The sequence below is a fragment of the Dolichospermum compactum NIES-806 genome, from assembly GCF_002368115.1.
Taxonomy (GTDB): domain Bacteria; phylum Cyanobacteriota; class Cyanobacteriia; order Cyanobacteriales; family Nostocaceae; genus Dolichospermum; species Dolichospermum compactum.
In genome coordinates, this window is sequence record NZ_AP018316.1 from 2,724,465 (window position 1) to 2,744,611 (window position 20,147).

General features: G+C 35.6%; 18 protein-coding genes. 3 read left to right on the plus strand and 15 right to left on the minus strand.

Features of this window, described 5'->3' with window-relative positions:
• Positions 1 to 41: 41 nt before the first annotated feature.
• The 15 genes from CA730_RS13005 to CA730_RS13070 all read right to left on the minus strand — a co-directional run bounded on the left by CA730_RS13005 (position 42) and on the right by CA730_RS13070 (position 17,514).
• On the minus strand, positions 42 to 1,772 hold the full coding sequence (locus CA730_RS13005; RefSeq protein WP_231939825.1) for a PP2C family protein-serine/threonine phosphatase: 1,731 nt from the start codon (positions 1,770 to 1,772) through the stop codon (positions 42 to 44).
• A gap of 80 nt (positions 1,773 to 1,852) precedes the next feature.
• Positions 1,853 to 2,371: an FHA domain-containing protein gene (locus CA730_RS13010; protein ID WP_096667836.1), complete on the minus strand. Its 519-nt coding sequence runs from the start codon at positions 2,369 to 2,371 to the stop codon at positions 1,853 to 1,855.
• 150 nt (positions 2,372 to 2,521) lie between these two features.
• Entirely contained in the window at positions 2,522 to 3,913 is a 1,392-nt protein-coding gene (locus CA730_RS13015) for a vWA domain-containing protein (RefSeq protein ID WP_096667838.1), read from the minus strand.
• A 21-nt stretch (positions 3,914 to 3,934) separates the two neighbouring features.
• Positions 3,935 to 4,318, minus strand: a complete 384-nt coding sequence (locus CA730_RS13020; protein WP_096667840.1) for a hypothetical protein — start codon at positions 4,316 to 4,318, stop codon at positions 3,935 to 3,937.
• Entirely contained in the window at positions 4,311 to 5,777 is a 1,467-nt protein-coding gene (locus CA730_RS13025) for a vWA domain-containing protein (protein WP_096667842.1), read from the minus strand. Before CA730_RS13025 ends, CA730_RS13020 begins: the two co-directional genes overlap by 8 nt.
• Positions 5,778 to 5,812: 35 nt before the next feature.
• Positions 5,813 to 6,748 carry an ARC6/PARC6 family protein gene (locus tag CA730_RS13030; RefSeq protein WP_096667844.1) on the minus strand — a complete coding sequence of 312 codons (936 nt, stop codon included), beginning with the start codon at positions 6,746 to 6,748 and terminating at the stop codon, positions 5,813 to 5,815.
• A 41-nt stretch (positions 6,749 to 6,789) separates the two neighbouring features.
• A complete protein-coding gene (locus tag CA730_RS13035; RefSeq protein WP_157749969.1) occupies positions 6,790 to 7,560 on the minus strand; it encodes a hypothetical protein in 771 nt (256 codons plus the stop codon).
• Positions 7,561 to 7,741: 181 nt separating this feature from the next.
• Positions 7,742 to 8,950 carry a vWA domain-containing protein gene (locus tag CA730_RS13040; protein ID WP_231939826.1) on the minus strand — a complete coding sequence of 403 codons (1,209 nt, stop codon included), beginning with the start codon at positions 8,948 to 8,950 and terminating at the stop codon, positions 7,742 to 7,744.
• A gap of 13 nt (positions 8,951 to 8,963) precedes the next feature.
• Entirely contained in the window at positions 8,964 to 10,115 is a 1,152-nt protein-coding gene (locus CA730_RS13045; RefSeq protein WP_096667850.1) for a hypothetical protein, read from the minus strand.
• 527 nt (positions 10,116 to 10,642) lie between these two features.
• Entirely contained in the window at positions 10,643 to 12,292 is a 1,650-nt protein-coding gene (locus tag CA730_RS13050; RefSeq protein WP_096667853.1) for a hypothetical protein, read from the minus strand.
• A 56-nt stretch (positions 12,293 to 12,348) separates the two neighbouring features.
• Positions 12,349 to 14,676, minus strand: a complete 2,328-nt coding sequence (locus CA730_RS13055; RefSeq protein WP_096667855.1) for a hypothetical protein — start codon at positions 14,674 to 14,676, stop codon at positions 12,349 to 12,351.
• Positions 14,677 to 14,680: 4 nt separating this feature from the next.
• Positions 14,681 to 15,559: a GTPase domain-containing protein gene (locus CA730_RS13060; RefSeq protein WP_096667857.1), complete on the minus strand. Its 879-nt coding sequence runs from the start codon at positions 15,557 to 15,559 to the stop codon at positions 14,681 to 14,683.
• Positions 15,552 to 16,376: a TRAFAC clade GTPase domain-containing protein gene (locus tag CA730_RS13065; RefSeq protein WP_096667859.1), complete on the minus strand. Its 825-nt coding sequence runs from the start codon at positions 16,374 to 16,376 to the stop codon at positions 15,552 to 15,554. The genes CA730_RS13060 and CA730_RS13065 overlap by 8 nt, the downstream gene beginning before the upstream one ends.
• 19 nt (positions 16,377 to 16,395) lie before the next feature.
• Positions 16,396 to 16,761 (minus strand): hypothetical protein, encoded by a 366-nt coding sequence (locus CA730_RS24380; protein ID WP_157749971.1) that lies wholly within the window; start codon positions 16,759 to 16,761, stop codon positions 16,396 to 16,398.
• A 9-nt stretch (positions 16,762 to 16,770) separates the two neighbouring features.
• Positions 16,771 to 17,514 (minus strand): hypothetical protein, encoded by a 744-nt coding sequence (locus CA730_RS13070; RefSeq protein ID WP_096667861.1) that lies wholly within the window; start codon positions 17,512 to 17,514, stop codon positions 16,771 to 16,773.
• A 122-nt stretch (positions 17,515 to 17,636) separates the two neighbouring features.
• Between CA730_RS13070 and CA730_RS13075 the strand changes: the two genes are divergently transcribed.
• The 3 genes from CA730_RS13075 to CA730_RS26260 all read left to right on the plus strand — a co-directional run bounded on the left by CA730_RS13075 (position 17,637) and on the right by CA730_RS26260 (position 20,086).
• Positions 17,637 to 18,566, plus strand: a complete 930-nt coding sequence (locus tag CA730_RS13075; protein ID WP_027400844.1) for a leucine-rich repeat domain-containing protein — start codon at positions 17,637 to 17,639, stop codon at positions 18,564 to 18,566.
• Between the two features lie 77 nt (positions 18,567 to 18,643).
• Positions 18,644 to 19,441 (plus strand): leucine-rich repeat domain-containing protein, encoded by a 798-nt coding sequence (locus CA730_RS13080; protein WP_096667863.1) that lies wholly within the window; start codon positions 18,644 to 18,646, stop codon positions 19,439 to 19,441.
• 216 nt (positions 19,442 to 19,657) lie between these two features.
• Positions 19,658 to 20,086, plus strand: a complete 429-nt coding sequence (locus tag CA730_RS26260) for a leucine-rich repeat domain-containing protein (RefSeq protein WP_096667865.1) — start codon at positions 19,658 to 19,660, stop codon at positions 20,084 to 20,086.
• Positions 20,087 to 20,147: the final 61 nt, after the last annotated feature.

Consider the following 20,147-nt stretch of genomic DNA (forward strand, 5'->3'; position numbering starts at 1 on the left):
AATGAGAATAAGATCCCCGACTTATTAAAGAAGTCGGGGATTTATGAATTGACTGAAAATTGTAATGCTAAAAGGGTGGCGTTATCAGACGCACCACGTTCTAAAACTTTATTAATAGTCAAATTAACTGATATTTGTAGGTTTTGATCAGGGGTGAAAATTTCCGCTAGTTCATTTTTAGGCACTAAGTCCCAAACCCCATCCGAACATAGTAAAATAATATCTTCATGTTCTAATCGCATAGATAATTCTGGAGTAGTTTGTTTTAGATCTTGGACGTAACCATCACTTAATCTGCGTTTTGTACCGATGGATTTTGTCAGAACATTTCTATCTGGATGTTCTAAACTTTGGCTTGGTGTAATTTGTCCACTGGCTACTAACATAGCAACAAGAGAATGATCTTGACTGAGTTGTTTTATTTCTCCTTGTCGTAGTAAGTAAATGCGACTATCACCAACATGACTAATTATTAATTGTTGGGATACAGCTAAAATGATGCTGAGGGTTGTTCCCCCATCTTTAACTTGATTTGATACTGTTTCATTGGCTTGAATAAATAGGTTTTCTAGCCATTCTTGGTATTGTTCTATGGTTTGATTTTGGAAGAAGATGGGTGTTTCTAAAACTGTTTTTATTGCTAATTGACTGGCTAATTCGCCTTGAGACATTCCTCCCATACCATCAGCGATCGCAGCTAAGAGGATGGTTTCTCTATCACTGATTTTCTGTTGTTTAATGCCATAGTTATCTTCATTTTGTAAACGGTTTATTGATAGTCCAACGGTAGAACTACTGGCTATTTGCCAGTTAATTTTGGGTGTGCTAATGTTTTGGCGGGTGCGAACTAATATTTTTAATAGTTGTTCTAGAGGAAATCTTTCTTCTGGCAGGGAAGATAAACAAATTTTGAGAATTTGATAAATAATAGGAATGGGATTAATTTGTATTTCTATGGTTTGATCTGTTGATAGGGTTTTGTTGTGAATTATCTGATATAATAATGCTGCAACTGTATAACTACTCATTGTTTCATGAATGGGGTTTTTACAGTATGCTAATTCGGGGGCGCAATAAGTTCCTATTAACCCAGAATTGAGAGTTTCACCCAAAGGATAGGCACTGGTAATATCGAAAAATTGTATAGGTGTTCCCATTTGAATAAATTGGGGAAGGATATTGATAAAACACCATTCTCTTTGATAAAGATAGCGACATAGTTGACATATTTGGCTGGTTAAAAATATTGATTCTTCTAAAGAATGTTCGGTTTTTAGCCAAGTTTCTAGGGTCTGATTTTCCTTGGGAAGGTAGGTAAGAAGGATAAGTTTTTGATTTGATATATTGGTGCTAATTTCTGTTTCTGGATAATATTCGTCTTCTAAATATTCTTTTTCTAAATATTCGTCTTCTAAATATTCATCTTCTAAAGATTCTGAGGCTGTATCTATTTCTGGGATAGGAGAAAAGATAGTTGCAATTTCTGGTATATTTTGGGGTTTAATCTCAATAGTTATATTGTCCTGGCTATGTGCAAGTAGTTCGGTAACGAGTTTGTAATCACCTAGTCTTTTTCTCAGTTCTAGTTCTCGGTTGAGTGCGCTGTTAGTTGCACCTATTCTCAGTAAACCTGGTTTTTCAGATATGATATTGACTTGAAAGTAATAAATATCAGGTGTGAGTTGTCCTAAATAGGAGATGATTTCTATTTGCAGGTTATCTATTTGAAAACAGATGTTTTCTTTAATTATTAGTGGGTTTTGATTTGTCATTTCATTCATGGAATTTGCAAGAAATATAGGAGTGGTTGGCAGGCAAGATGCCCACCCCACAAGAGAATTTTTTTGATTTTTTAGATAGTTTGAAAGAGAAATCTAACTTTACCAAATGCTATTTCATCACCTGAGTTTAAGGGGGTGGGTATGGTAATTCTGGCACTAAAGCGAGTTTGTCCTGGTGGTTTGATAAATACTCCGTTGGTAGAACCTAAATCTTTGACTTTCCATGTTCCTAGTTCTTGATAAATTTCGGCATGATTACGAGATACTGTTTCTCCGCCAAAAAATGTTTCTAAATCAATTTCTACTGGTCCTGTGTCTGGATCAAATATGCCAACAATGGCGTTATTATCTAGGATAAATTCTGGTATGGGGGCGTTTGTTTGTTTAGATGTTAGTTTGGCTTTTGTAAATGTGTTGATAATTGGGGGATAATTGAGTTGTGGTGTAGTTGGTTGAATGACTGTAGGTGCTAAGGTGGGTTCTATTTTTGGTGGTGGTGTGGCTATGGCTTGTAGTTCTGAACCGCAAGCGTTACAAAATTCTGCGTAGTCTAAATTTTGATCATAGCCGCAAACTGTACAAGTAATCATGGTGTTTTCTCCTCATTTTTAATGATTAATTTTTTTTCGCCCAAAGACACAAAGGGGCAAAGTTTTATAGTTGGAGTTTTGCAATTTAAGATTCTATATTGTGTCAATTATTGATGTTTGAATCATTCTCACTCCTGAATTCTGCTGTATTTATGTTCCTGTGAGTTTTCGCATTTCTTCTTCTGAAAGCATTTCGTTAATATCGTTGCCCATTTTTACCGTTTTACCTTTTGCACCCATTTTCACGGTTTTCCGAGTTCCATCGGAGATTTTTTTGGTTTTTCGGAGTTCTTCTTGGGCGTTGTTTAAGGATTCTGTCATGTCCTTATTGCCGATTTTCATGGTCATGCGTCGGGCTGTTTCTAATATTTGTTCGGCTTTTTGTGGATCATGTTCGGCTATTTTTGTGGCTTGGTTGACGAGGTTGGCTATGTTGCATTGTTGGACATAATCCATGACTTCTTGATTGACTTGGGCTGCATTTTCCTGTCCGGGAACGAATTGAATAATTAGGTTTTGTGGTGGAAGTTCACCACGTATTTTTTGTCCGGGTATGTCGTAAGTGATCCCAAGTTGGGCGATACGCACACGAGTAGCGGGGCGATTATTAATAGTAAATTCGAGGATAAATATGGTTTCGTCGTTAGCGATCGCATTCCCTAAAGGATGAGGATCTTGATTAATGGGAAATTCGGCTTGGGTAGGGTAAGCGCGAACAATTCTAGTCAGTTCTACTCCCTTAACTGTTTTCACTGTTAGGGCTAGGTTGGTGATCACTTCTTGTTGGGCTTGGCTATATTCGTCTATAATTTTGTTGGGTAAATCAAGGATAGAAATTTGTGTACCTATGGCTGTTCCTGGGACAATATAAAGTAATTTTCCTCCTGTAGAATCGCTAAGATGGGTAAGTAGGTCTTCGTTAAATTCTCCTACTCCTAATGCGGTAATGGGGATATTATTGGTGGCGAAATTACTAGAAATTGACCGACATTGATCTTCATCAAATGTTTGTCCATCAGTAAATAATAGGGCGCGTCTGACTGTCATTTGTTGTTCACTTAAGATATCAAATGCCCGACGTAATCCTAAACCCATGCGTGTACCACCGGAAAAGTTTCTCAGGTTGTTAATAGCATTTTCTAGTTGATTAATTTCTGTAGCACTGGTTAAACCGATAGTTTGGGAAGCGTTATCATCAAATTGGACTATAGCAATGCGATCGCTGGTGGTCAATTTTCCCGAACGGACTAATGCTAATAAGGATTCAATGACTATATCTATTTTGGATTTTCCTCCTGTAACCTGTTGATATGCTTGTCCGTCTTGTTGATAAGTAATCCCCGTTGGTTTTGACTCTCCTGATACTACTTCATACATTGAACCACTGGTATCAATAACAAAGGTAAATGTGGTATGTGGGGAACTTGTAGCGACATCTTTAGTAGGACGTAATTTCAACATCACAAATAATTTTTGTGCTGCTGTCTCTGCTGGCATAAATTCCCGATGGGGAGTAATACTAATGTTAAGATTATTCTGCATTTTTCTTTCCTAATTGAATAATTAAATAAAATTTAAAGGAGGAAGCATACCAAATTGAGGTTCTATATTTGATAAATCTGGATCAATTATTTTCGGTATTTCCTGATTTCCTGTCTCATGGAGTTTATCAATATTTTCCTCTATTAATAACCGCAAATTAAGAGTCAGAGAACTAAATCTATAGCCTTCTTTAATATCCTCTACCCAAGTTTGAATAATGTTGTTGAGTTGATGATCTTTAATTGCTGATAGGCTGAGATTTTGTAAGGTTGTGCGGATATCTTCTTTGATAGCAGGGGTAAAAATCTGTTCTGGCATATCTTCTTGATTTGGGGTTAAATCTAAGGTGTAAGTATATTGATCTGGGGAGTTTTTAACTTGGAGATTAAATGTATATTTAACCATTTGCGGTAAGGGTTTTATCTTTAACTTCTATAGTGATTTGTCCTAATTTGCGGGTATCACCGACTTTTAGATCTTGACTGGTTTTTTTCATGTTTTTTATAGCTGCATACTCTTGATCAAATTGCATAATAATGTTTTCTCCTTCTTTAAAGATTTTAGCAGTAATCGGTGTAAATCCATCGGAGGCATTTAAGGGAATTTCTACATTTAAGGAACTACCAATTAAAATTGGCTTTGTCCCTAATAAATATGTGGTTTGTTCCGTTGCAGTCCAATTTACTAATAAATATGGTTGTGATTCTAACTGCTTTTGTTCTATCCAAGCTATCATTAAACCAGTGAAAAATCCTATAATAGACGTACCGGATAAACGCCCCAAAACATCACCGAAAATACTGGCTGTAATTAAGAAACCACTACCACCAATTCCTCCCCCAATTGTTCCACCTAATAAAGCATTTTTGAGGTTTAAATTGGGAACAAAAAACCTAGTTCCTACTCCTACTAATGCACCGACAATTACCCAGCCTGCAATTCTGCCAATTATTTCTAAAACAGCTATATTAGAGAGAGGTAAAAATACAATTTGTCCGGTTGCACCTGCTATCATTCCCGCAGCCAGACTACCACAAATACTAATAATACCTTTATTTGTTGTTAATAAGGGAAGGCGCATATAGCGGTTTTGTCCCATAATTAAAGCTAGGTATATTCCCATAGCTAAAAATGCTGTCCAACCACCCATGCGTAATACTGAATAGGTGATACTGTAGTTTTCGCTGGAATCAGATTCAACTAATTGTTTATAAATTGCCGCTTCTGCGTTGCGAAAGGCTTGCTCAAATTGACCGGAATTAGCATAAAATACTAATGAGCGATCGCCTGTAATTTGAGTTAAATAATTTATATCTGCATCCCCTGTAGCAACTGAAATTAGTTTTACTCCCATGTTTCTGGCAGCTAGGGCTGAATTATAGGCAAAATTCGGATCATCTGGGATACCATCGGTAAATAAAATGATGTTTTTATCTAATGCGGTTGTTTGTAATTCTCCCATGGCTGCGTTGATACCTTCAGCCATTGGTGTACTCCCATTTTCTGATAGAGTATCAATGGCATTTTTTAAGGTGTTAGCGTCGTTTGTGAGTGGGGTGGCGGTTTTAATTTCTAGTCCAAAACTGACTACTGCCAGTTGATCTTTTTGTAAGTCACGACGTTCTATAAATTTGCTGGCTGCTGTTTTGACTTCTGTTAATTTTCCATCACTCATACTTGAGGATGCGTCAATTAATAAAACTATGACTTGGGGAGTGACGGGAGAAGTTGGGTTTGGTTTAGCTTTGGTTAAGGCTAAAAATGGTTCTCCTAATAGGATTGCGGCTGTCAGACATCCACTAGCACCGTATAATCCAAATAGTAGGGGTTTGTTGTTTTTTAATTGATTAAATAGGTTAAGCATACTGTTTATTAAAGATTGTTTTTTAATATAAATTATTAATCGGCATCAGATATTTTTTCATTACTATATATTTTCCATGTACCATTTTCTTTTGCAAAAAAATAGATATAATCAATTTGATATTCACCAGAATTTGTTTTATCAATTCCTTTTTCACCTTGTAAATATAATTCTTCTATAATTCTAACTTTAATATATGGTCTGCTTCCAGAACTAGAAAAACCCATAACATTGGTAATTTCTGATTTATTATATGTATAGTAACGATTATATTTTTGTAACCAATCTATTGAACCATCTTCACCTCCCACTCTTTGATAAAGTTTTCCTGTAGCTAGTTCATTTAATAAATCTCTATCAAAAGGTGGCGCAAATATGCGGGGTTTTGCTGCGTACCATTTCTGGACTAATTCTAATGCTTGTTCTTGAGAAATATCATTTTCTGGTTGGAGATTATCATTTTCTAAACTAGATTGAGAATTATTATTTTCAGAAGTATTTTCAGGAGTATTTTCAGGATTGTTAGTAGGTGATGCAGTAGGAGTACTAGAAGCAGTTTCTAAAAGTCCTAAACTCATTTTTAAATCAAAGGTTTTTGCCCCTTGAGGTGCAGCAACTTGAATAACATATTTACCGTTTTTAGATAACTCTCCACCTTTGAGAATTTCATTATCTGGACTAAATACCCAAAGACAAACATCCGCATCAGTGCTATAACTTAATTTCTGTCCTGTTGTTGCTGTAAAGGTATAGCCAATATTTTTACTAGCACTAACTTGACCAGATTTAGTAATTGTACTTTCATTTAATGCAACTGTTTCTACATCTTTTCCACTCAAGGATACCATAGGTTTCTCAGCACAACCAGAGGAACTGATAGCATTAGAAGAAAGATTGGTTAGAGGATTTTCTATGGTTTGACAACCGATAATTGATAGACAGGTAGAGTACACAATTAACTTTTTAAACATATTAAATCATCTCAGGTTTGCTAAACAAGAATTAATTTTCATCATGGTTCAGATTTATCATTAATTAACCATGTATTATTACTTTGATTCCATATTAAATAAATACGACTGCGAGAATCTTGAACAGTTCTCCCATCATTCATATAATACCATAACTCCGCATCTAAAGTAACATTATTACCATTATCATTGACAGTTTTAACATCACCAATCTTTATTTCTTTAACACTATCCCACCATTGTTGATATTCTGCATAAGTACCAGAATATTTATTTTTAAACTGATTTGATAGTTGATTCCGTGTTTGACTATATTCACGGTTGTTTAGAGATAAATAATGATTTCTAATAAAATCAGCCGCATCTTTTCTGGGGGAATTTTCTATATTAGTTTGACTGGTTTCTAAAGGTATTGGTTGTGCTGATGATAACGATTGGTCTGCATCGTTTTGTAATTGCAATCCTAAATCAAAGGTAGTAGAACCGCCCATAGCAGCAACTTGAACAGTATACTTACCATCAAGAGGTAAAATAGGATTAGTAATTAATTGATTGTCTGGGGTATAAACCCAAATACAAATATCTTGATTAGTTTTATAAACCAGTTTGTCACCTGATTTAGCTGTAAAAGTATAGCCAAGTGATTTATTATTAGTCACCATACCTGTTTCCTTCATAGCTTGAGAACCCAGAGAAATAGGTTTAACATTGTTGGTTTCTAAAACTGCTGTTGGTTGAGTAGGACATTGGGAAGTAATTACTTGATTTACTGGCTGATTTTGAGAACAAGCAGTGAGAAAATAAAGACTCAAAGAAAATAATATTGGGCGAATATAATTCGCGGCTACACAGGCGAAGTCCGCCTTCGCGGACTGAGGAAAAAAGAGAGTCTTTAAACCCACGCAGGTGGGTTTTGTCTGTGTAGACGTGTTCGCGCCAGCGTGCCGGAGGCATCTTTCTAATCGCCGATGTTTTCCAAATACACCCATATTATTAGTCCCTTTGTGCTTCTGCTTTTAAATGTTTTCCCCAGTAGTGAAAAGGGACTATTCCAAAAATTATGACTATAAATAACACCGATATGACCATGACCAGACGTACTCCCAAAGGCAGCGATCGCCCAAATACAGGCATAATATATTCTATGATTGGCGACTCCTTGGCTTTACCATCTTGAGAACTTACTTTCACCTGAACTTTGTGCTTAGAACCCCTTTCTGCATTAGGTTGAGTAAAGGTAATTTCATACTCTCCTAACAACGCATTCAGAAATAATTGTAAATTCTCCGCTATCCTTTCGGCATTACCAGAAAACTCCGCAATTCCCCCTGTTAATTTGGCAATTTCCGCTAATCTTTGTTGGTCTACAAATTCTGCTTCGGGTACTTTACGTTTATTCAAATCAGCACGAGTAGCAGGTCTGCCTAATTTATATTTTACACCTAATTCCTGTGGTGTCAACCCATAACCTAAAGTATGTACTGTAATATTTTCATTGTTTTTAAGCAACTTAGTTAAAGCTGCAAAATCAGTCGCTTCATTAAGTGCATTGTGATATCCGTCAGACAGGAGAATTATTGATAGTCTAGGTTGTGGTTGGGAAGAATTTTCTGGTAAGTAAAATCGGGAGTCCTTAGTATTCGCTAAAAACTTGACTGCTTTGGTTAAAGGTTCATATAAATCTGTAGACGCACAGGGACTTAAACTTGATAAATAATCCAGATTATTTTGCAGTTTAAAATCATTGGCCGCTAGAAACTTATCCAGAGTTTCTTTATTTACAATAGATTCAGGACACTTACTACCAGCTTTTCCAAAAGGAACTATAGAAATTTGGGTATTTCCACCCCGTTCACCAGAAATTTTCGTAAATTGACGAATCGCATTAATAGCACCTGCTATTTTTTTAGTTCCTCCACTATCTACTTGATTCATACTGCCACTAAAATCTAGTAAAACTATAATCCAAGCTGGAGGAGGTACAGTTTCTTCTGGACTTTTCCAATCTTTAGGTTTAAACTTAACCTCCTTTTTATCAACCGTCAATTTAAAATTAGTATCTTCTAAACCCATTACAGGTCTATCATCTCCACCTTTGACCTTAATTCTAATTGTTACTTTCTCATCTTTGAATGTGGGACTACCAATAACTTCTGTCTTTTTTACCTGGGCTAAACTGGGACAAGCTAGAGTCAGAAGCAACAATAAAGATAGACTAAGCCTGGGGGTCCAAAAAGCGGTTGTAGTAGACAAAGCGATAATATTTTTCCTCATTGATGTCATCTCCATTAATGGTGTAAAAAGTCAATACATAATTATGCTTCAAAGGGATAATCTTCCGTGATTTTATACGGACACTATTTATTTCTATGGTATGAAAGAACTGTTTATCAGGAATGAGAAGGGTTGTCCGGTTCTGTAATTGAATATCAGCAACATGGGGAGGTAGACCAGGAATAGAAATAGTATTGTCAACTCTAGAACCGATGGTAATTGTCTGATTTCCGGGTAATGAGATAGATAAACCTTCTTCTATTTCATCCTCATTCAGACTATCATGTAGTGTGACAAAGGAAAGCACCGATTTATTAATGTAGGGATAAGATTGGTTAAGGGTGGGTGAGTCTGTTAGGGAGTCTGTGGATAGTTCCGAGTCTTGAACATGATCTTTAATTTCTGGGTTAATGTCTGGTTTGATTTCTGGTTTAATTTCCCTATACTCAAAACCACTACCAGCCCGCAAAGCCGCGAGATAACTGGGAGAATTAGTGAGACTAAAAACGCCACCTAGTAATAAACCTAAAATAGAAAAACCAATAGGATCTTCTATACCTTTAAATTCTGCCGGCATTGTTCCCAACATTAAGCGAATGATTTCAAATATAATTGCTGCTGCAAAACTCGCCCCACTTGCAGCAATGATGCTGGTTTTTAATCTTTGTTGAAAGCGTTTTTTACTCCCCGCTTCCATACTATACCAACGCCAACTTAAACCCTCTGCAATACCCACAGAACTACCAATTAATAACCATCCTAATGTTCTCACAATGGGAGTAGGTACACGAATAATTGGTAAAAACAGGATTTGGGACATAATACCAGCAATTAACCCAGAAAGTATCCCTAATCCCAAGGCTATTAATAGGGGCTTTTGTGCGGTTTGAAAACTGCGTTTTGGTCTGGTGGGGTTGCTGATAAATATTTCATTCATCACCATACCAAAAGCTAAGGAAACTGCTATACAGGGAAATAAAGTAATTTCGGGAAACTGTTTAAATAACCCCAAGTCTGTGAGGAAAAATTGACCTATATTCCAGCCTATTAAGGCTGATGTGATGCCGGCTAGTATGTAAAGGTAGATTCTCATATTTGGTGTATATTTTGATTGCTTAAATATTAATTTTTAGGGATAAGGGTGTAAATTGAGTTTTTTATTGCGACAACCAACGATTAGTTCCATCTTTGTAATTATACTAATTGCTATGGAATAATCGTTAGTTAATGATTTAAAAAGTAATTATACCGTAGGTTGGGTTGAGGAACGAAACCCAACATTATCAAGGATTTTGTTGGGTTTCGCTGTCGCTCAACCCAACCTACATTTCCTTAACTCTTATCACCTCACCTGAATCCTTACGTTTTTGCAATTTATCATTTTTCAATGCAGTATTTATATTTTACAACAATTCAGTAATTTTTAGAAACTATTTAACCTTGAGTCAATCACGAACAAATCAGTCAATTGGACAGGGAATCAATTCCCTGTCTAATAGCTCAAGTCGGTTAAAACCGACTAATTTTTGGGATTTGCTGGTTCTATGTTACCAGGTTGTGGTTATGGGTTGGGGAATTTATTTTCCGGTGTTTTCGGGGTTGAAAGAGATTTTTTATTTGTCAATCAGACGGGGAATTGATTCCCCGGCTTTGTTCTGATTTCATGGCTGCTGAAATATCATTTTTCAATTTTTTGTAAAGCTCAGAATCTTTTTCATTAACACCATTACGAGTATCATTGTCTTCTCCAGATTTCGATAAACATAGCCAGAATATTCGCTGGTTACATTCATCGCTTTTATTCCCATTATCTGCAATAATTTTTTGATATGTTACATTCTTTTTAATTTGATAATTATAAATTGCTGTCATCCATTTCTTTTGAATCTCTAAATCTGTCGGTTCTTCACCAGATTTTAAATCCTCATATTTAAGTTCTGTACTTCCTGTTAAACTTCTTAACTTTTGTACGACCTTTGTTCGCATATCTTCTTCTGTTGTATTTACTCCTGTTGTTCTTGATGTTTGTTGATTGTTGTTTTTAACGCTGTTAGATGTTTGAACTTGGTTTGTTTTTTCACTAACAATATCATCCACAACCGCTGGAACTAATTGCTTGATTTTACTAAAACTATAACCTGGCTCTAAAACTATAACCGGACAGTTTTTACCATCTTTGAAAGTCTTGCTACACAAAGATTTTTCAATTTCAGTTGCACTGGTATGAGATTCCCAATTTTTTGCACCGATAAACCAACCACTGACTAAGATGAATAGTGAAAAAGGAATAACAAATTGAATTTTCATATCCACCTCCAGAGTAATAAAATAAAAAACATAATCTATAAATTCAATCATCGTCGGTTTTCGTTTAATCAGTAAGCCGTAAACAGTAATATGAGAATTGCGGTATTTTTGATAAGCTACTTCTCCGAAACGTTTAATCAGTAAGCCGTAAACAGTAATATGAGAATTGCGGTATTTTTGATAAGCTACTTCTCCGAAAATTTTAGAATTAGGACGAAGTTGGAGATATTTTTCATAAGCCATCTTATAAAATAAATCGTTAGTAACATTGCCTTGACTCACTTGATAGAAATATGCAGCCAACTCATATTCTTTTAACCTTGCCAATAATTCAGCCAAAGGTTGATATTCTTCGCTTTTGTGAGTTTCTTTTTGAATACTTTTCCAATTACTTATTAAACTTGCCCAAACTTGCTTTCGGCATTTAAACAATTTATTGTCCAGCACAATAAAGGTACAATTCAATTGTAAATCATATTTAACATCGGTAATAAACTTTTTCCGAGCATAAAACCAAGCACTACCATCTGTCGTTAATAACCAATATGCACAATCTACCGATATTTGCTTATTCAATAAATTTAATATTAGATAGTTAATCCCTTTTGTTAGTTGCTCTTGAGGAAATAAAGGCCGAATATCTTTTTGAAATTCTAAAGACACAGTTTGATGCTCGTCAAGTTTCTTACGACCTTGAATATTCAACCATGCCAAAAACTCCTGTAATGTTTCTGGAATTACTATTGCTCTTAGGGTTATCAACCGCACCATTTGGGGACTATATATCTTTTGTTTTATCGCAATTTCAGCACCTTCTTTATTAAATAGAGTTTCCCAATCTTCAGGAGTGACATTCTCATCTTCTAACCCTTCCACAATTACCCGCACCGCTTCCGGTTTGACTTGGGAACTGTGGATTAATTTCCTAATTGCTGGTTTGAGTGCTTGTGTTTGTGAGTTCATTGATTTTCTCAATTAGCTTTTAGTCAATTGGACAGGGAATCAATTCCCCGGCTTTCTTATGGTTTTAGAATATCTTTTTTCAATTCTTTGTAAAGGTTAGAATTTTTTACATCATTAGCACCACTACTAGTATTATTTTTCTGTCCAAATGGCCATAAACATATCCCGAATATTTGCGGCTTACATTCATTGTTTCCATTATTATTATCTGCCATTTTTTGATATGTTACATTCCTTTTAATTTGATAATTATAAATTGCTGTCACCCATTGCTTTTGAGTCTTTAAATCTGTCGGGTCTTTACCAGGTTTTAAATCCTCATATTTAAGTGCTGTATTGTTTGGATACAAAATATTTTCCAGCTTGTTTATGACTTCTTGTTTTATATTTTCTTCTGTTTTTTCTTGCGGTGGTGTTGCTGATTTTCCTCGACTCATTTCCTTATCATATTTTTCATTTGCTTTTTGATATTTTATATCTTCTTCTCCTTTTTTCTGCTTAGTAACACCCTCTACAACCTCTGGAATTAATTGCTTGATTTCACTAAAACCATAACTTGTCTTTGGATCTAAAACTATAACCGGACAGTTTTTAGTATCTTTGAAAGTTTTGCTACACAAAGATTTTTCAATATCAGTTTCATTGGTATAAGATTCCCAATTTTTTGCACCGATAAACCAACCACTGACTAAGATGAATAGTGAAAGAGGAATAACAAATTGAATTGGCACAATATACTCCTGGGTGATAAAATCAAGGACATGATCAATTAAATTCTTTTTCGGTTCAAGAGTTAAACCAAAAACAACAGGTGAGCGACGATGTTGTTGATTAGCTACTTCATAATATAAATCTTTGTCAACTATTCCATCACTCACTTGATAAAAATATGCAGCTAAATCATATTGTCTAAAATTTTCAAATAATTCAGCCAAAGGTTGATATTCTTCAATTTTATAGTATCCTTGTTGAATACCTTGCCAACTATTTATTAAATTTGCCCAAATTTGCTTTTGGTATTTGAAATTATCTTGCCATGAATCCTTTTTAATTGGTGGTTGAACATGATGGAATTGTGAATCATTTTGAGATGCAAAAGAGGAACTGCTAGTTAATACTGAATTAGGATCAGTATAAGAACTGCTTTTGGATGAAGTTCTGGGGCTAGAAAAGTGATCATAAATTAATTGTAAATCATCCTGAATATCAGTAATAAATTGTCTTTGTGCATAAACCCAAGCACTACCATCTATCATTAATAACCAACAAAGACTATCTACAGATATTTTCTGATTTAATAAATCTAATAGTAGATATTTAATCCCTTTTGCAAGTTGTTCCTTAGGTAATAAACCCCGAATAGCTTTTTGCAACTCTAAAGACATAGTTTGACTTGCATCAGGTTTCTTACCTGTTTGAATATTCAACCATTCCAAAAACTGCGGTAAAGTTTCTGGAATTACCATTGCTCTCAACGTTATTAGTCGTACCATTTGGGAGCTATAAATCTTTTGCTTAATGGCTTTATCCGCACCTTGAGCATTAAATAAACTCTCCCAATAATCAGATTTGATTTCCTTAGTTTCTAATCCTTTAACAATTTCTTGTACTGCTTCCGGTTTGACAGTAGAACTATTCATTAAACTGCGAATAGCAGATTTTAACGCCGCTTCATCAACATTTATTGCTGAAATCACCTGACCAGCATTAGCAATAGCTCGTTTTAATCCATCATAGGCTCTTTGTGACGCTGGTTGAATTACCTGAAACCGTTCTGGTTTTTCCAATGCTTCTACATTAAAAGCCCACGCAACAGGTAAACCATTTTTACACTCTTTCTTTTTTCTGATTGCTAAGGCGTTAAGAGTATATAAATCACATTGATTTTCTGCTGGTAATACTATTGCTTGGTCTTGTTCAAACGGTAAAGATTCATCCTCCTTTGTCCGGTGAGGTTGACCAGATTCTCCCATAAATAAATGAGGACTACCTTGAAAATCTAAGGGGTTAAATGTTGGTTTTTGATTTTGTTCCCACCAAGTTAATATAAACCGTAAATTATGATCTCCTTTACACAAAAAATAACGATAAAAAGCCGCACTGCGTTCCCCTTCATCTTGTCCTCGTGTGACAACAGCCATCACAGACCAAACATCATCACCACTTCCTACTATCCGGCCGATAATTGCTGGTTTCTCCGTAGAAGATCCTTCAGTTAAGGCAAATTCTTGATTAGCAATAGACCTTTCTACAACTTGAGGAATAGGGTTAATAGTGGCGTTCATGTATTGTCCTGTAAAACCCAGAGACACCCAACCATTAACCATTTGTTGAAAGTGAATACCTGTACTAAATTCGTGAATTTCAATATTTGGTGAACTCATGTTTTTAACCTTTATCTAATTCCTGATGACGTGAACCTGTACAAAGCCAATAAATGGGAGAAATCAAACCAAAAGGTCGCCAAAGTTTGGGATTTTTAATTACTGCTGTTACTCCCCCCCTACTTCTACTTAATAAGTTAACATTTGGCTCAGGATATTTACTACCCAACATCCCAAAAGCTGAAGCTGCAAAAAATTCTATATCACCTCCTCCCATTTGTTGCCATGATTGTAATTTTCTGCAAACTTGGGGAAACCTTGCTGATGCTAAAAATGCTGGTTTATCTCGATTTACCCACAAATCAGATTGTTCACATTTATTCAATACTAAGGCAATTCTGCGCTTACTTCCACCCAGATCATTCCTGTCAAGTGCTAACAGCAATTTATCTAAACCATTGGCATATTCTAAATCTTTTCGCCGACTACTACCATCAACCAAAAACATAATACCATTACACTGTAAACAATCTTCTAAATAATCATCTAACTGGGGATTTTTACCGCGATGTAATAAATCACTAAAAAATTCACCAGCATAATCTTTAGAACTGACGTTTAAATTCAGTAATTTAGAACCTAATTTTTTTTCTTTCAGCGTAATTTGTAAAGTGCAATCATTTACATCTGATACAGTTGAAGCGAACACAGTTGGTTCTAGTTCTAACCCCTGTTCTAAGATATTTTGAGCTTTACTAAGTAAGTCTTCTCCACCTTCATCCACAGCCGTTACAGCCTGAACTGGACTATCAGGATCAGCATTTGGCCATCGGGCTAAGGAGGCCATATATGTGGTTTTTCCAGAAGAGCGATCGCCTATAACTCGTAACACCCCACTACTTTGTAATGGGGGCTGATTTTTATTCTTAAATAAATTAAACATCTTCTTTCATCCTCTTACCCGTACTTAACCAATAGAGAGGTGAAATCATGCCATAGGGCGACCAGTTATCAGTTTCTCGTAACACAGAATATCTGCCTTTTGTTCCTAATTCTTCCTTACGATTGGGGCGCGGATCTTTATTTCTTAAAACCCCAAAAGTAGATATAGCATAAAACTGTAAATTTTTAGGAGGAATATTGTCTTTTAAAAATGACAGAGTTTCTGGGAAATGAATAGCAAATAAATCATTTTCAGGATCTAACCGACCAGGCCACAGTTCCCCCCGTTCACATTTACTCATGGCTACAGCTAACCGTAAATCATGCAATCTTTCCTGTTTATCCATTAAATTTATAAACCTTTTAAAGACTCGTTTATAAAATTTATCTGTTCCTTGTCTCCACTCTGTTAATAAAACTAAACACCCTTGAGTATCTTTACTTAAACACTCATTCATAAATTCTTCATGTAATGGATCAGCAGAAACTGATTCCAACTCTTTAAAAACTTCTCCTGGATAGTCTCGCACAGCTAAATTTATTTTCTCTAGCTTTCGCCATTTTTTCTGAATTTCAATAATGAATGAATAGACTTTTAAATCATCAATTGTTTTGACATGAAGACGAGTAGGTTCTAAAGATGCACCCTCTAAAATAATGTTTTCTGCCTTGTCTGCTAATTCTCTAGTTTCTTCATTCAACGCTTGAACTTTAAAATTTTTATTTTTCTGCTTTGTTTTTAATGGTTGATAAGCCAAAGCCGCTAAATAAGTAGTTTTGCCAGAAGCCTGTGGTCCGATTATATGAATGTTGCCCATGTTACACCCTTTTCATTATTTAAAGAACAGAGAATGATGAAATAATCCCCGGCGAATGGAATTCGCGGCTACACAAACAAATAATCCCCGGCGAATGGAATTCGCGGCTACACAAACAAATAATCCCCGGCGAATGGAATTCGCGGCTACACAAACAAAGTCCACCTTCGTGGACTAATAAAGGATAAATTCCCAACCCGCGAAGGCGGGTTTTGCCTGTGTAGATGCGTTCGCGCCAGCGTGCCGGAGGTATCTTTCTAATCGCCCCTACCATCTCAACTAATAAAGGATGAATTTCCAACCCGCGAAGGCGGGTTTCGCCTGTGTAGACGGGATTTCTGATCACCGGAGATGGTTTCAATCCATGAAAAAATTTGTCTAACACAATTCAAACCTATTTCGCTAAAAAACTACCCAAATAAATCCAAGGTAATTCTAATAAACCTCGATGATGAATAGATGTAATAAAACACCGCACCGAGCCACCGGAAAGACCATTATTCAATTGTTCTAATTGGGAATAAATCGGACGGAAATATCTTTGTAAAACATAAGTATGCCGCTGCTGCCAGTTCAGGGAACTACCATAAGGCTTGTAAGCCAGTTTACCACCTTCCTGGGATAAATCACAAAATAAATCAGCTTTATTGATACAAATAGCTAAATGTCTAACATTGGGACATTGGTGATGGAAAAATTTCACCCATCTGTCAAAGCGATTACACCATTGTTTTTGCGTGACAAACTGCTCCACATCTATACCTGGTTGTAAACTCATGCCCCGGTGGGGTGGAAGAATAAGCAACACTCCCTCACTGTTGCGAATGAGAGGTAAAAATTGATTCAATTGTTCAGGACTATCCTTTTGCAAATTCCTGTTCCACACCTCCCCCGCTGTATCAATCCAATCTACTACCATTTGCTTATTACCAGACGGTAGCCGCACCTCCATCTCTAAATACCGTTCGTGCATTTGTCGAGGTGTCGCGTAGGGTTGTGAGTTTTCATCCAACAATTGCACTCTCAGATTGTCATAATCGAGATTGGCAACTTTGACATATTCACCTTTGGGGTTGACTAACTCTAGTGCTAAGTGAGTCTTACCTGTTGCGCGATCGCCTATATATATTACTCCCACATTGATTATTTTTGTGACATTACGTATATCCAAACGTCATCATACAATAATTAAACCTAAAATAGGCTGTAAGTTTGTCATCAATGGTATAATTACTGTGGATTCTGTGTAATTTAAAAATTATGAAACTAATTTTAGCTGCGGCTACTGTTTTTACATTCACGTTAGGACTTTACACATTGCCAGTCTCATCTGCACCTGTAAAAAAACCTGCTAAAAACCCTGTGACAACGGCAAAAACACCAAACAACTTTCAACAATGGTGTGAGCAAAAAGCCAAGCTACCTCAACAGACGAGATACACGGTTGAAGTATTATTAAAAACTGCTGGTACGACAAACTGTACTCAAGCTCATCAAAAACTGATTAAGTTGACTACTCTTAACCTGTGGAAAAGTCAAATTAGTGATATCCAACCTTTATCAAGTTTGACTAATTTAACTTTTATCTCTTTATGGGAAAATAAAATTAGTGATATCAAACCTTTAGCAAATTTGACTAATTTAACTTCTCTTGACCTGGGTGGAAATCAAATTATTGATATCCAACCCTTATCAAAATTAACTAAGTTAACTACCCTGAATTTGTGGGAAAATCAAATCAGGGATATCCAACCCTTGACAAATTTGCATAATTTAACTTTTATCTCGTTGTGGAAAAATCAAATCAGGGATATCCAACCCTTGACAAATTTGCATAATTTAACTTTTATCTCCTTGTGGAAGAATCAAATCAGCGATATCAAACCTTTAGCAAATTTGCATAATTTAACTTTTCTCGACTTGAAAGAAAATCGAGTTAGTGACATTGAAAGTTTGTCAAATTTAACTAAATTGACTGCTGTTTATCTGGGAGAAAATCAAATCCAAAATATTCAATCTTTGTCAAATCTGACTAAATTAACTGCTGTTTACTTAGAAAAAAATCAAGTCCAAAATATTCAATCTTTATCCGCTTTGGAAAATTTACAGACTCTTAAAGTTCAGGATAACCCGCTTATTTCTAAACAATGTCCCATCCAACCAGAGTCTATTTGTCGTTTTAGTTTTTAGCAAATCACTAAGGACTTATAAAATCATCTGCGTTTATTTGCATTTATCTGTGTTTAATTCTGATTATCACTAAAATCATGAAACTAGCTTTAGTAGCGACCACTATTTTTACCTTGACTTTAGGATTGTACACCCCAAAAGTCACCGCAGCACCTATAAAAACACCTAAGACCTTTAAAGAATGGTGTCAACAAAAAGCCAGTTTACCTCAAGAGACGAAACGAACGGTAGAAGCATTATTAAAAGTTGCCAAAACGCAAAATTGTAGTCAAGCTAATCAAGCGCTGACCAAATTGACTGAACTTGAGCTTTGGGGAAATCAAATCAGCAATATCAAACCTTTGTCTAATCTGACTAACTTAACTAAACTTGACCTTTCGGGAAATCAAATCAGCGATATTACACCTTTATCTAACCTGACTAAATTGACTTATCTTGGCCTTTCAGCAAATCAAATCAGCAATATCAAATCTTTGTCTAACCTGACTAACTTGACTACTCTCTACCTTTCGGAAAATCAAATCAGCAATATCAAACCTTTATCTAATCTCACTAATTTGACTTCTCTTTATCTTAATAAAAATCAAATCAGCAATATCAAACCCTTGTCTAACCTGACTAATTTGACTTCTCTTTACCTTGATAAAAATCAAATCAGCAATATCAAACCCTTGTCTAACCTGACTAATTTGACTTCTCTTGGCCTTTCAGAAAATCAAATCAGCGATATCAAACCTTTGTCCAATCTGACTAACTTAAATTCTCTTGACCTTCCGGTAAATAAAATCAGGGATATCAAACCTTTGTCTAATCTGACTAATTTGACTTCTCTTGACCTTTCGGAAAATCCACTTATTTCTAAACAATGTCCCTGAAACCAGAGTCTATTTGTAAATTTTAGTCCGGTTATATTTTGGTGCGTTATGGACTTACTAACGCGCCCTCAAAATACTCAATTTCCCTGAATATTACCAGACTAAAAATGTCAAATTGGACAAAAATCCTATTCTACTAAATCATGTTTGATCGCAAATCTAACAATTCAGCACGACAACATAATAAAATTACTGTAACTTCTTATCACTAAAATCATGAAACTAAGTGTAGTAGCAACCACCATTTTTACCCTGACTTTAGGATTTTATACCCCAAAAGTCACCGCAGCACCTATAAAAACACCTAAGACCTTTAAAGAATGGTGTCAACAAAAAGCCAGTTTACCTCAAGAGACGAAACGAACGGTAGAAGCATTATTAAATGTTGCTGAAACCCGAAATTGTAGTCAAGCTAATCAAACGCTGACTAAATTGACTTCTCTTGAGCTTGGGGAAAATCAAATCAGCGATATCAAACCTTTGTCTAATCTGACTAATTTGACTTCTCTTTACCTTGTGGGAAATCAAATTAGCGATATCAAACCTTTGTCTAATCTGACTAAATTGACTTTGCTTGACCTTACGAAAAATCCACTTATCGTTAAACAATGTCCCCTGAAACCAGAGTCTATTTGTAAATTTTAGTCCGGTTATATTTTGGTGCGCTATGGACTTACTAACGCACCCTCAAAATACTCAATTTCCC

What these genes read in the sequence shown, in the direction of transcription:
- CA730_RS13010 (WP_096667836.1), bottom strand. Translation starts at nt 2,371, where the DNA reads ATGATTACTTGTACAGTTTGCGGCTATGATCAAAATTTAGACTACGCA.
- CA730_RS13020 (WP_096667840.1), bottom strand. Translation starts at nt 4,318, where the DNA reads ATGGTTAAATATACATTTAATCTCCAAGTTAAAAACTCCCCAGATCAA.
- CA730_RS13060 (WP_096667857.1), bottom strand. Translation starts at nt 15,559, where the DNA reads ATGTTTAATTTATTTAAGAATAAAAATCAGCCCCCATTACAAAGTAGT.
- CA730_RS13080 (WP_096667863.1), top strand. Translation starts at nt 18,644, where the DNA reads ATGAAACTAGCTTTAGTAGCGACCACTATTTTTACCTTGACTTTAGGA.
- CA730_RS13015 (WP_096667838.1), bottom strand. Translation starts at nt 3,913, where the DNA reads ATGCAGAATAATCTTAACATTAGTATTACTCCCCATCGGGAATTTATG.
- CA730_RS13005 (WP_231939825.1), bottom strand. Translation starts at nt 1,772, where the DNA reads ATGACAAATCAAAACCCACTAATAATTAAAGAAAACATCTGTTTTCAA.
- CA730_RS13030 (WP_096667844.1), bottom strand. Translation starts at nt 6,748, where the DNA reads ATGTTTAAAAAGTTAATTGTGTACTCTACCTGTCTATCAATTATCGGT.
- CA730_RS13055 (WP_096667855.1), bottom strand. Translation starts at nt 14,676, where the DNA reads ATGAGTTCACCAAATATTGAAATTCACGAATTTAGTACAGGTATTCAC.
- CA730_RS13025 (WP_096667842.1), bottom strand. Translation starts at nt 5,777, where the DNA reads ATGCTTAACCTATTTAATCAATTAAAAAACAACAAACCCCTACTATTT.
- CA730_RS13045 (WP_096667850.1), bottom strand. Translation starts at nt 10,115, where the DNA reads ATGAGAATCTACCTTTACATACTAGCCGGCATCACATCAGCCTTAATA.
- CA730_RS13050 (WP_096667853.1), bottom strand. Translation starts at nt 12,292, where the DNA reads ATGAACTCACAAACACAAGCACTCAAACCAGCAATTAGGAAATTAATC.
- CA730_RS13075 (WP_027400844.1), top strand. Translation starts at nt 17,637, where the DNA reads ATGAAACTAATTTTAGCTGCGGCTACTGTTTTTACATTCACGTTAGGA.
- CA730_RS26260 (WP_096667865.1), top strand. Translation starts at nt 19,658, where the DNA reads ATGAAACTAAGTGTAGTAGCAACCACCATTTTTACCCTGACTTTAGGA.
- CA730_RS13065 (WP_096667859.1), bottom strand. Translation starts at nt 16,376, where the DNA reads ATGGGCAACATTCATATAATCGGACCACAGGCTTCTGGCAAAACTACT.